Genomic DNA, 12,314 nt, shown 5'->3' with positions numbered 1-12,314 from the left:
GATCGAGGGGCATCAATCAAGCGCAGTGGCGAACCGTTACGGTGAGCGTAACGATCAGTGGACAAGCCCCGCATCCACCAACAATGTTTCCAGCGCCAACAAATCCGGCACCTTCGCCACCTGCTCCCCCACCTGCACCGCCGCCTGCTCCAGCGCACACAGCGGCACGTCGACATAACTCAACTGGCTGTCGAGCTTGTACGAGCGCGGAATCCCCTGAACCAGCAGTGCGATGAACTTCAATTCCGGCCGCCCGCCGAGGGCGTTGAGGATGACGATCCGTGCCCGTTCGCCGATGACGATCTTGTTGCCGCACGCCGACTCGAAACTCAGAAGCGGAATCTGCCGTTCGCGCCAGGTCACCCGACCGAGATACCACGGCGGCGTGTCGAGATCGAAGGCGCTCGACTGGTAGTCGATCAGCTCGGCGACGGCGACGTTGGGCAGGATCAGGTTGCGATCCGCCAGCGGCAGCAGCAGCCCGGTGAGCTGACTGGCGCGTTGATTGTGCTGGCGTTCATGCATGTTTTTTGCTCCACAGGGCGATGCTTTCGAGCAGCACCGATTCCTGGTACGGCTTGCCGAGGTAGTCGTTGACGCCGATGGCCATTGCGCGGTCGCGGTGTTTCTGGCCGGTGCGCGAGGTGATCATGATGATCGGCAGGTGTTGCAGGCGTTCGTCGTGGCGTACCTGGGTCGCCACTTCGAAGCCGTCCATGCGCGGCATTTCGATGTCGAGCAGCATCAGGTCCGGCATGTGTTCTTCCAGCAGCAACATCGCATCGACCCCGTCCTTGGCGGTCAGCACGTTCATGCCGTGGCGTTCGAGCAGACGGCTGGTAACCTTGCGCACCGTCACCGAGTCGTCGACCACCATCACCAGCAACGGCTTGTGCGGTTCGCTCTCGATTTCATGGCCGGCCGGACGCTGCGGCAACCGCGCCTGCATCGCGCGGATCGGCGCCAGCAGGTCGAGAATCAGCACCACCCGGCCATCGCCGAGAATCGTCGCTCCGGACACCCCCTGCACCGACGCGAACTGCGGGCCGAGGCTCTTGACTACGATTTCGCGGGTGCCGGCCATCGTGTCGACCTGCACCGCGATGTGCCGGTCATTGCACTGCACCAGCAAGACCGGCACCGGCAGGCTCTGGCCGGACAGTTTTGGCCGTGGCGCGGTTTTCAACAACTCGCCGAGGTAGCACAGCTCATAACGCTGGCCGCCGTACTGATAACTCGGCGGATCGAGACGGAAATGCCCGTCCAGTTCGTTCGGCAGCACACGGACGATGCCGTCGATGGTGTTCAACGGAATCGCGTACTGATCCTCGCCGCACTGCACCATCAGCGCACGGTTGACCGACACGGTGAACGGCAAGCGAATCCGGAAGTGCACGCCCTGCCCCGGCACCGAATCGATGCTCATGGTGCCGCCCAGTTGCCGGACTTCTTCGTGCACCACGTCCATGCCCACGCCGCGCCCGGAAATCTGGGTGATTTTCTCGGCCGTGGAAAAGCCTGGCTGGAGGATGAACTGCAACACCTCGCGGTCGCTGATGTCGGCGTCCGGCGCCAGCAGACCGCGCTTGATCGCCTTGCGCCGCACGGCATCCAGCGGCACGCCGGCGCCATCGTCGCGGATGTCGAACACGATGTCGCCGCCCTCGCGGGACAGGTCGAGGCTGATCTGCCCCTGCGCCGGTTTGCCCGCCGCCAGCCGGACTTCGGCGGACTCCAGACCATGGTCGACGGCATTGCGCAGCATGTGTTCCAGCGGTGCGGCCATGCGTTCGAGGACGTTGCGGTCCATCTCGCCTTCGGCGTTGCCGACGCTGAATGCCACGTCCTTGCCCAACTCTTCGGCGACCTGCCGGACGATGCGTTTCAAACGCGGCAACATGCGCTCGAACGGCACCATGCGCGTGCGCATCAGGCCTTCCTGCAATTCGGTGTTGATCCGCCCCTGCTGCTGCAACAGGTTCTCGGCGTCGTGGGTACGCCGGTCGAGGGTTTCCTTCAGATCCAGCAAGTCGGAAGCGGATTCGAACAGCGCCCGTGACAACTGCTGCAACTGCGAATGGCGGTCCATTTCCAGCGGGTCGAAATCTTCGTAGCCGAGGCGTTCGGCGTCCACTTGCTGACGGCTGAGGATCCGTCCCTGAGTTTCGGTGTCGAGCCGGCGCAACTGGTCGCGCATCCGCTCGATGGTGGTTTCCATCTCGTGCAGGGCGGTCTGCGCATCGCTGACTTGCTGTTCGATACGCCCACGGAAAATCGAGGTTTCGCCGGCGAGATTGACCAGGTCATCCAGCAACTCGGCGGAGACCTTGACCATGTCTGCCCCGGCCTCGGGCGCCGGGGCAGCAGGCTCGACCTTGACCGCCACCGGCGGCACGGGCGCCGGGGTTTGCACGACCAGCGGATGGCTGAAATTCTGGATCGCGCTGATCAACCGGTCTGCCGGTGGGCACGGCTGGCCGGCGCGCACCGCGTCGAGCATCTGCGCCAAGCGGTCCTGGCCGCGCTGCAACAGCGCGAACAGTTCGGCGCTGCCTTGCAGGGTGCCGGCGGACAAGCTTTCGTAAAGGTATTCCAGCTCGTGGGCGAGGTCGCCAATCGGGCCGATTTCCACCATCCGCGCGCCGCCCTTGAGGGTATGCAGGTCACGCAGCAGGGTTTCCACTTCCTGGCGATTGCCGGGCTCGGCCTGCCAGCGCAGCAGCGCGGCACCGGAGTTTTCGATGATGTCGAAACCTTCTTCGAGGAAGATTTCCAGCAGCTCTGGATCGTGCCCCGGGCCGTCCTGCGCGACACTGGTTGGCGGCGTTTCAGGATTGGCGGCCGAGCCCTGACGGAACCGGCGGATCGCCTCGATCAGATCCTGCGCCGGATCCAGCGGCTGGTGCCGGTGCAAATGTTCGAGAAACTGTGCCAGACGCTCGTGGCTCTGGCGTAGCAATCGGTCGAGGGCTTCGCTGTGGCTGTAACGACGATCCACCAGCCCTTCGTAAAGGCCTTCCAACTCATGGGCCAGATCGCCGACCGCTGCCACCTCGGCCATCCGCGCGCCGCCCTTGAGCGTGTGCAAATCCCGTTGCAGCGACGACAGCGGTGCGCCGTTTTCCGGATCCTTCAGCCAGCGCTGCAAGGCTTGGCCGGCGCTGTCGAGAATGTCCACCGCCTCTTCGAGGAATATCTCGACGATCTCGTCGTCCGGCCCGCTGTCGACGCTGTGTTGTTGCAGTTCGGCGGTGGCGCTGCCCAGTTCGCGGATGCTCAGGGTGCGGCTGCCGTCGCTGCGGATCAGGCCCATGGCCGACGGATCGAGGCTTTCGTCGAGCAGTTCGTGCAAGGCGCGGATGCGTTGCGGTTGCGGGGTGATTTCCTGGCCGGCGGCCAGTTCGTCGAGCATGTTGATCAACGCTTCGTGGGCCTGCTGCGCTTCATGGAAAAACCGCTCGCTGACCGCCAGGCTGCTTTCTTCGACGGCGCCGTACAGGTCGAGCAAGGCTTCGCACAGCACATCCACCGGCAGCAGATCTGCCAGGTGTGCGCCTTCGCCCAGGGTGGTCAGCTCATCCAGCAGCGCGCTGAGTTCCTGACGTTCGCCGGGGTGCTGCTGCCAGCGCTGCAAGAGGTTTTCGGCGTCGAGCAGGATGTCCATGCCCTGGGCCAGGAAGTTGTTGATCAGTTGCGGATCGCGCTTGACCCGCAACGCGCTGCTGGGGGCTTGGAGGATCGATTCCAGGCGCTCGCCGAGCAGGGTTTCAGTACGTTTGATCAGCGACTGCGCGCCGACAATCGGCGCCAGCGGATCGTGTTTGAGCTGACGCAGACCGACGCGGAACAGGCCCTCGGCCTCCAGCAGCAGTTCCACTTCGTCGAGGTCCAGCGCCAGTTGATGGGCCTTGAATTCCCGGGCGAGTTTGTCGAGCGGCGCCGCCAGTTCGGCAATCGGCGAAACCCCCGCCATCGATGCGCTGCCCTTGAGCGTGTGCAGCGCGCGCTGCAACTCGTCGCTGGCCTGCAACGGCACATGCTCGGCGGCCTGATCGAGAAAACGGTTGAGACTGGCGAGGTGGGTCTCGGCTTCGTTGCGGAAAATCTCCAGCAACAGCGGATCGAGAGCCGCGACGTCTTCCACGTCTTCGGCCGGCAGCGGCGTGTCGCCCTTGGCCAGCGCATGGGCGCGAGCCGCCAGTTGATCGACATCGTGGCGTTGGCGCTGGCCGTTGGTGGCGAATTCGGCGATCAGATCCGGCAACAGCAGCAGGGTGTCGGCCAGCAACTGGCGCACCGCCGGGCCGGGTTCGACGCTGTGTTCCAGCACGCGGTTGAGCAGGTTTTCTACTGCCCAGGCCAGCTCGCCGAGGACCAGCGCGCGCACCATCCGGCCGCTGCCCTTGAGGGTGTGGAAGGCGCGGCGCAGTTCACTCAGGGCGGCGCGGTCATCGGGCTCGGCAGACCAGCGCGGCAGGTATTCGCTTAGTACTTCGAGCACTTCCCCGGTCTCTTCGAGGAACACTTCGCGCAGCTCGTCATCCACCGGTTCTTCATCGGCCGGTGGCGGCAGCAGGCTGCCCGGCGTGGTCAAGGCCGGCGGGTTGACCGCCGACACCGGGCTGGCCAGCACTTCGGCCAACGACTGCACGATCTGCGGGTCGTCCAGTTCCTGCAAATCCTGCATCACCAGCGCTTCGCTGGGGCTGAGCACGTCGTCGAGCACCGGCACATGCGGCTCGCCGGGCTGTTCGTCAGGAAAGAAACCGAGACTGGCGAGGCTTTTCTGCGCGATATCCAGCAAGTGTTCGCTCGGTGCCTGCGGGTCGTCGGTCAGGCGTTCGAGGTAATACTCGAGGCTGGTGATGGCGTCGGCGAGGCTGTCGAGTTGCTGCCAACCCGGCTCGTGGAGGTCGAGCAACAGATGCTCGCGGATAAATCCGTTGCAGGCTTCGAGCAGGCTTGCCGCACGCGCCAGCGGGATCATCGCCAGCGCGCCGCGCACCTGGGTCAGCAGCGCCGGCAGGCTTTGCAGTTGCTGGCGATCCCAGTCGGCGTCGATGTAGTCGACGATCATGTCCTTGGCCTGTTGCAAGCAGATGCGCGCTTCCTTGATCACGATCTGATGAATCTGCGTCAGGTCGGTGGTCGGCAGGCGCGAGTCCTCGGGGCTTTCCGGTTCCACCGTGCCGACCATCCCGGCCAGCGTCGCTTCGACGTAGAGCAAGGCGCCGGCGACGTCCATCAGCGTGGCGTCGCTCGGCTCACGCTGACCCTGCGCAAGGCTGAGCACCACCGCCAGTTGATCGATGATCACCTTGCGTGGCTGGCCGAAACCGAGCACCGCCAGGGTGTCGGCGATCTGCCGCAGCGGCGCCAGCAGGCTGTCCAGATCCGAGGCGTGCTGGCGATCGCTGCGCACGAACAGGTCGAGGCGTTCCTTGACCCGCACCAGTTCTTCGCACAGCGCCGCGAGCACTGAGCGCATGGCATCGCGATCGGGGCCGGCCAGGCGCGCGCGTTCTTCGTCGACCATCGCGCTGTCGGGCAGCGCGTCGTCCAGGGAGTAGCGATCTTTCATGGTCAGCATCTGCCCGGTGGGATGTTCGGCTTTGGCGATATAAAACAGCAGGCTTTTCAGCAGTTCAGGCGGTGGCGGCTGGTTGAGGCCGGGCATGCCCTGTTCGAGCAGGCGCTTGAGTTCCTTGTCGGCGTCCTTGAACAGACTGCGCAGGGCCGGGCTGTTGGCGATCCGCCCTTCGCGCATGCCCTCGACCAACGCCGAGGCGACCTGCCACAACGGGCTCAGCGGCGAGTTACCGCTGAGTGCTTCAAGCCTGGTAAAGACTTTGGCCAGATAACCGAGGTGCGTCTGGTCGTCCTGCTCGCGGAGCAATCCGACCAGCGCCATTTGCAGCATCTGGCGCAATTTGCGCAGCACGTTCGGCAGCTCCGCCGGTTCCAGCAGCGCCAGGGTTTCCTCGCCCAACGGCGCCAGTTCGGGCAACTGCGGGCTGAACAGGCTGGTTTCCGACAACAGGCTTTCGCCCCGGGCGCTGCGCAAGTCGTTGATCAGCGGCAGCACCACCAGCGGCAGATCACGGCGGGCGCCCTGCACGCGGTCGAGGTAGATCGGCAACTGACCCAGCGCCTGCAACAGCAAGTGCAGCGCTTCGTCGCGGTGGCTGACGCGGTCGTTCTGCAACGCTTCGACCAGGTGTTCCATTTCTTCGGCGAGCAATGCCGCGCCGTAGAACTCGACCATCTGCAGGCTGCCGTGCACCTGATGGATGCAGGCCAGGCATTCGTCCAGCCCGGGCACCGACTGCGGATCGTCGAGCACGGCTTCGATGGCCTGATGCGCCTGCCTCAGCGTCTCGGCTATTTCACCCTTGACCCATTCGAGGGCCACGTAGTCGTGCCGGTCACCCATAACCACTCCGCTCGACATGGACTCGCCCGCAGGCCTCACGCCTTGTCCGCGACGGGCGCAGGCGCCGCCGGCAAGGTGAACCCGGACACCGAGCGACGCAACTGGCTGGCCATTTTCGCCAGGTTGCCGATGCTCTCGGCGGTGGCCGTGGAGCCGGACGAGGTCTGCGAGGTGATCTGCTGGATCACGTTCATCGTCAGGGAAATCTGCCCGGCCGAAGACGTCTGCTGCTGCGCCGCGTTGGAAATGCTCTGGATCAGCGCCGCAAGGGTCTTGGACACGCCTTCGATTTCTTCCAGGGCCACACCGGCATCCTGCGCCAGCCGCGCGCCGCGCACCACTTCGGTGGTGGTCTGCTCCATGGAAATCACGGCTTCGTTGGTGTCGGTCTGGATCGCCCGCACCAGCGTTTCGATCTGCCGGGTCGCGGCGGACGAACGCTCGGCCAACCGCTGCACTTCATCGGCCACCACGGCAAAACCGCGCCCGGCATCACCGGCCATCGACGCCTGAATTGCCGCGTTGAGGGCGAGGATGTTGGTCTGGTCGGCAATGTCATCGATCAGGCTGACGATGTCGCCGATTTCCTGGGACGACTCGCCCAGACGCTTGATGCGCTTGGCGGTGTCCTGGATCTGTTCGCGAATGTTGTCCATGCCGTGGATGGTGTTGTGCACCACCTCGTTGCCCTTGTTGGCGATCTCCACCGACCGCTCGGCCACCGCGGAAGATTCGGCAGCGTTGGCCGACACCTGATCGATGGACTGGGCCATGTCGCTGATCGCGGTCGAGGCTTCGGAAATCTGCTGGGCCTGATGCTCCGAGGCCTGGGCCAGATGCATGGCGGTGGCCTGGGTTTCCTGCACCGCAGCGGCGACCTGGCCGGCGGTGAGGTTGATGGTGGCGACCAGATCGCGCAGTTGGTCGACGGAATAGTTGATCGAGTCGGCGATGGTCCCGGTGAAGTCTTCGGTCACCGAGGCGGTCACGGTCAGGTCGCCGTCGGCGAGGTCTTCGATCTCGTCGAGCAGGCGCATGATCGCGTTCTGGTTGCGCTCGTTCTTCTCTGCGGTTTCGCGCAACTGACGGTTGGTTTCCCGGACCATGACCATGCCGATCAGGATGATCGAAGCCAGCGCCAACAGGCCCAGCACATAACCGCCAATGGTGTCGGTATTGCGCCCGCCGGCGAGGTTTTCGAAACGGCTGGCCAGGTGCGAGGCTTCGTCAAGCAGGGTCTGCGACAGGCTGAAGATATTGGTGGCCGACTCACGGACCTTGAACAGCTCAGGCGAGGTTTCGAGGATTTCATCCACGGAACCTGAGACGAACTGGAACAGTTCGGAAATTTCGCTCAGACGCGCACGGGCGTCGCGGTCTTCGACCTGGCTGACTTTCAGCGCCGGGTTGCCTTGCAACATGCCGTTGAGCACCTGGCCGAAGCGTGCGGCATCGCGACCGAAGGCGTCGGCGGCCTGCTGGGAGTTTTCATCGCCCGAGAGCACGGTGTTCACCGCGCCGAGAATCCGCTCGGCCAGCAGCGACTGACGCTGGGCCATCGCCACCTGCGCCGCCGGCGCACCGCGTTGCAGGAGAATCTCCACGACCTTTTCGTATTCGATCTGCAACTGCGGCACGGTTTCGGCCAGGGTCGCGGCCACCTGATGCAGGGACAGCACGGTCTGTTCGCTGGAGAGAATCGCGTCGGTGTTTTTCAGCAGGCGTTCCCAGTCCAGCTGCACGGCGCGCATTTCCGGGCGCACGGTGGACGGCGCCGGCGGCAGGCCGGTGGCCGGGTCACCTTTCTTGAGGTAACCCCAGCGCTGGGCGAAGTCGTTGCGCGCATCGCTCAACAGTTTGAACGCGGCGGCCTTGCCGGCGGCGGCTTCGGTGGCGTTCTTGGCGATCCGCTGCGACAGCACCCGCAGCTCGCCGGCGTGGCCGATGTACTGCTTGTCGTAGTTGGCCTGGGTGTTGAGGTAAGCGAAGTTGGCGAACAGCAGCATGATGAACACGATCAGTGCGATGAACAGCACGATGATCTGCGAGCGGCTGCGCGAGCCTTCTGCGGGCTTGCCTGTTTTTGCTTTGATCATCGGTCCTCGCCTGTTAAACCGCGACGTGCATGAAACTCGGTGACTGCGCCAGCGCAAACAGGCTGAACACCCGCCAGTTCTGCTCGCGCCGGAAATAACCCTTGATGAACTCGCCCTTGGAGCCTTGCCGTTTACTGATCGAGACGGATTCGAAGCTGTCCTGCTCGAAGTGCTGCAAGCCGAAGACTTCATCGACCAGCAATCCGGCAAACACGTCCTGATGCTCTACCACCAATACCCGCCGCTGTTTGCGCATCGGTGACAGCTCATGGCCGAAAAAGCCGCACAGATCCATGACCGGCAACAGCCGCCCGCGCAGATTGGCCACACCCTTGACCCACGGCTTGACGCCCGGCAACTGGGTGACGCGCAGTTCGGGCAGCACTTCGCTGACTTCGCCCATCGGCGTGACGTACCAGTGCTCGCCCAGACGAAAGCCGATGCCGCTCCAGCGATCCTGGCGCGCCGGTTGCGACGGCAGGTCCGCCGCCAGCAGGCGACAGCGCTGGTCGATCTGCCACAACAGCTCGAACGCGGTCAGCGATTCGCTCATGGCGGCGCGATCAACCGGCCAGCACGTTGTTCAGGGTCTTGATCAGCGTGTCTTCGTCGACCGGTTTGGTCAGGTAGTCCTTGGCGCCCTGGCGGGTGCCCCAGACCTTGTCGGTTTCCTGATCCTTGGTGGTGATGATGATCACCGGGATGTGGCTGGTTTCCGCATCCTTGGTCAACTGACGGGTGGCCTGGAAGCCGTTGAGGCCGGGCATGACGATGTCCATCAGCACCGCGTCGGGTTTTTCCTGGCGGGCCAGGGCCACGCCGTCGGCGCCGTTTTCGGCTTTCAGCACTTCGTGCCCGTGTTTTTCCAGCATGCCGGTGAGTTTGTACATTTCGGTCGGCGAATCATCGACGATCAGGATACGTGCCATGGTCTTCCCCATTTTTCTTGTCGACACCGGGCCCGCTGGCCGAGCGTCTCTGTGCGTGTCTTACTGCGGCAAAGCGGCAGCGAAGCCCGGAACATGGGCCGAAATCGCGTCGAGCAGTTCTTCCTTGCTGAAAGGTTTGGTCAAAAATTGATCGGAACCGACAATCCGCCCCTTGGCCTTGTCGAACAGCCCGTCCCGGGACGACAGCATGATCACCGGCGTGCCCTTGAACGCATTGTTGTTCTTGATTAAAGCGCAGGTCTGATAACCATCCAGACGCGGCATCATGATGTCGACAAAGATGATCCCGGGGTGGTGGTCGGCGATCTTCGCCAGGGCGTCAAAACCGTCGATCGCGGTGATGACTTCGCACCCTGCATTTTTCAACAGGGTCTCGGCGGTGCGACGAATCGTTTTCGAGTCGTCGATCACCATGACCTTCAAGGCGCTGGACTGCTGTTCCATAAGGGGGCTCTACCGTCGCCTTTGCGAATCAATTTGTCCGTTTTGCGATGACTGATGGCTGGAAACCCTTGATGCTCAAGGGCCAGCACGGCTGGGAGCCTTTTTAGCACAGTCTCCAGACGCAATCTATCGACGGGTTTTTCCTTGACCGAAAACCCGCCCGGCGCCACTCTGGCGGCACTTTTTTCATACCGATCCGGTAGCCAATTTTCGAGGAAAACCCAATGAGCGTTCGCGTCGGGATTGTCATGGACCCTATCGCCAGCATTTCCTATAAAAAGGATAGCTCGCTGGCCATGCTGCTGGCGGCGCAGAAGCGCGGCTGGGAACTGTTCTATATGGAACAGAAAGACCTTTATCAGGGTGAAGGCCAGGCACGGGCGCGGATGAAGCCGCTGAAAGTCTTCGCCAACCCGGAAAAATGGTTCGAACTGGGCACCGAACAGGATTCGCTGCTGAGCGACCTGAACGTGATCCTGATGCGCAAGGATCCGCCGTTCGACATGGAGTTCGTCTACTCCACCTACCTGCTCGAACAGGCCGAGTCCGCCGGGGTGCTGGTGGTCAACAAGCCGCAGAGCCTGCGCGACTGCAACGAAAAGCTGTTCGCCACGCTGTTCCCGCAGTGCACGCCGCCGACCGTGGTCAGCCGCCGCGCCGACGTGCTGCGTGAATTCGCCGCTAAACATGGCGACGTGATCCTCAAGCCGCTGGACGGCATGGGCGGCACCTCGATTTTCCGTCACCGCGCCGGCGATCCGAACCTGTCGGTGATCCTGGAAACCCTGACCGCCCTCGGTGCCCAGCAGATCATGGGGCAGGCCTACCTGCCAGCGATCAAGGACGGCGACAAGCGCATCCTGATGATCGACGGCGAGCCGGTGGATTACTGCCTGGCGCGGATTCCGGCCCAAGGCGAAACCCGTGGCAACCTCGCGGCCGGCGGCCGTGGCGAAGCTCGCCCGCTGACCGACAAGGATCGCTGGATCGCCGCCCAGGTTGGCCCGACCTTGCGCGAAAAAGGCCTGCTGTTCGTCGGCCTGGACGTGATCGGCGAGCACCTGACCGAAATCAACGTCACCAGCCCGACCTGCATCCGCGAAATCGACAATGCCTTCGGCACCGACATCGGCGGCCTGCTGATGGATGCCATCGAGAAAAAGCTGCAAGCTTGATGTGCATCACATGCAGCCTGTCGCTTGATGCTTGAAGCTAAAGGCGTGAAACCAACATTGCGTTATCATGCGCGGCCTGTGAAAAACGCGATGTTGGTTTTCTTGTCATGACACTTCCGTCCGATCTGCCCGCTGAACTCGCCCATAAAGGCGTGCGCCCGGTCGATCGCCTCGGATTTACCCTGTTTCTCGCAGCGCTGATCCATCTGGCGCTGCTGCTCGGCGTGGGTTTCACCATGGTCGAGCCCAAGCAGATCAGCAAAACCCTGGAAATCACCCTCGCCACCTTCAAGAGCGAAAAGAAGCCGGCGAAGGCCGATTTCCTCGCCCAGGAAAACCAGGAAGGCAGCGGCACCCTCGACAAGAAGGCGATCCCCAAGACCACCGAAGTCGCGCCGTTCCAGGACAATCAGGTCAAGAAAGTCACCCCGCCGCCGGCCGCCAAGCCGGAAGTGCAGGAAGCGGCGCCCAAGGCGGCCGTGACCACCGTCGCGCCGAAACCGAAAAAGGCGCCGACCAAGAAAGAAGAAGCCAAGAACGAGACCAAACCGACGGTCGACGCCCCGACCTTCGACAGCTCGCAGCTCTCCAGCGACATCGCCAGCCTTGAAGCCGAACTGGCCAACGAACAACAGCTGTACGCCAAGCGCCCGCGCATCCACCGCCTCAGCGCCGCCTCGACCATGCGCGACAAGGGCGCCTGGTACAAGGACGAGTGGCGCAAGAAGGTCGAGCGCATCGGCAACCTCAATTACCCCGACGAAGCCCGGCGCAAGCAGATCTACGGCAATCTGCGCCTGATGGTGTCGATCAACCGCGACGGCTCGCTGTATGAAGTGCTGGTGCTGGAGTCTTCCGGCCAGCCACTGCTGGATCAGGCGGCGCAGCGGATCGTGCGTCTGGCGGCACCGTTTGCACCGTTTACCGGGGACCTGTCGGACATCGACCGTCTGGAAATCATCCGCACCTGGAAATTCGCCCGCGGTGACAAGCTCTCGAGCAACTGACACACCGCAGACCCCCTGTGGGAGCGGGCTTGCTCGCGAAGAGGTCGGCCCATGCACCATATAGGTTGCCTGACCTGACGCCTTCGTCGGATCGCCGCCCGGAGCTAGCCCGCTTGTATGTTTAGACTTGAAGGGGTGGGCGGGACTAAAAGCTCGATTCCGACTCTAGCCAGTACGGACCGTGGGAGACTTCTCGTCCCGCCCTTTCT

Annotated in this window: 8 protein-coding genes; 2 read left to right on the top strand and 6 right to left on the bottom strand. The window is 63.3% G+C overall.

What is annotated here, in order from left to right; all coding sequences use genetic code 11:
- Positions 1 to 54 precede the first annotated feature (54 nt).
- From CAF90_RS25370 to pilG, 6 genes are read right to left on the bottom strand one after another with little or no spacing between them, the layout of a single operon-like run.
- On the bottom strand, positions 55 to 525 hold the full coding sequence (locus CAF90_RS25370; protein WP_085608864.1) for a chemotaxis protein CheW: 471 nt from the start codon (positions 523 to 525) through the stop codon (positions 55 to 57).
- Positions 518 to 6,433, bottom strand: coding sequence for an Hpt domain-containing protein (locus CAF90_RS25365; RefSeq protein WP_085608863.1), 5,916 nt, complete (start codon positions 6,431 to 6,433; stop codon positions 518 to 520). The genes CAF90_RS25370 and CAF90_RS25365 overlap by 8 nt, the downstream gene beginning before the upstream one ends.
- A gap of 35 nt (positions 6,434 to 6,468) precedes the next feature.
- Complete coding sequence (locus CAF90_RS25360) at positions 6,469 to 8,529, bottom strand: methyl-accepting chemotaxis protein (protein ID WP_085608862.1); 2,061 nt, start codon at positions 8,527 to 8,529, stop codon at positions 6,469 to 6,471.
- Positions 8,530 to 8,542: 13 nt separating this feature from the next.
- Complete coding sequence (locus CAF90_RS25355) at positions 8,543 to 9,082, bottom strand: chemotaxis protein CheW (RefSeq protein ID WP_007953327.1); 540 nt, start codon at positions 9,080 to 9,082, stop codon at positions 8,543 to 8,545.
- A gap of 10 nt (positions 9,083 to 9,092) precedes the next feature.
- Positions 9,093 to 9,458: a twitching motility response regulator PilH gene (gene pilH / locus CAF90_RS25350; RefSeq protein ID WP_007953328.1), complete on the bottom strand. Its 366-nt coding sequence runs from the start codon at positions 9,456 to 9,458 to the stop codon at positions 9,093 to 9,095.
- 60 nt (positions 9,459 to 9,518) lie between these two features.
- Positions 9,519 to 9,923 carry a twitching motility response regulator PilG gene (pilG, locus tag CAF90_RS25345; protein ID WP_007953330.1) on the bottom strand — a complete coding sequence of 135 codons (405 nt, stop codon included), beginning with the start codon at positions 9,921 to 9,923 and terminating at the stop codon, positions 9,519 to 9,521.
- Between the two features lie 224 nt (positions 9,924 to 10,147).
- On the opposite strand from pilG, the gene gshB reads away from it, so the two are divergent.
- Positions 10,148 to 11,098: a glutathione synthase gene (gene gshB / locus CAF90_RS25340; RefSeq protein ID WP_007953331.1), complete on the top strand. Its 951-nt coding sequence runs from the start codon at positions 10,148 to 10,150 to the stop codon at positions 11,096 to 11,098.
- Between the two features lie 107 nt (positions 11,099 to 11,205).
- The gene (locus tag CAF90_RS25335; protein WP_085608861.1) at positions 11,206 to 12,105 is read left to right on the top strand and encodes an energy transducer TonB; all 900 of its coding nucleotides are present in this window, start codon (positions 11,206 to 11,208) and stop codon (positions 12,103 to 12,105) included.
- Positions 12,106 to 12,314 lie beyond the last annotated feature (209 nt).

This window comes from Pseudomonas sp. B37(2017) (assembly GCF_002112885.1).
In the GTDB taxonomy this organism is placed as follows: Bacteria; Pseudomonadota; Gammaproteobacteria; order Pseudomonadales; family Pseudomonadaceae; genus Aquipseudomonas; species Aquipseudomonas paraglycinae.
Note: the sequence above shows the minus strand (reverse complement) of the source record. Positions and strands in the feature narration are given on the sequence as shown.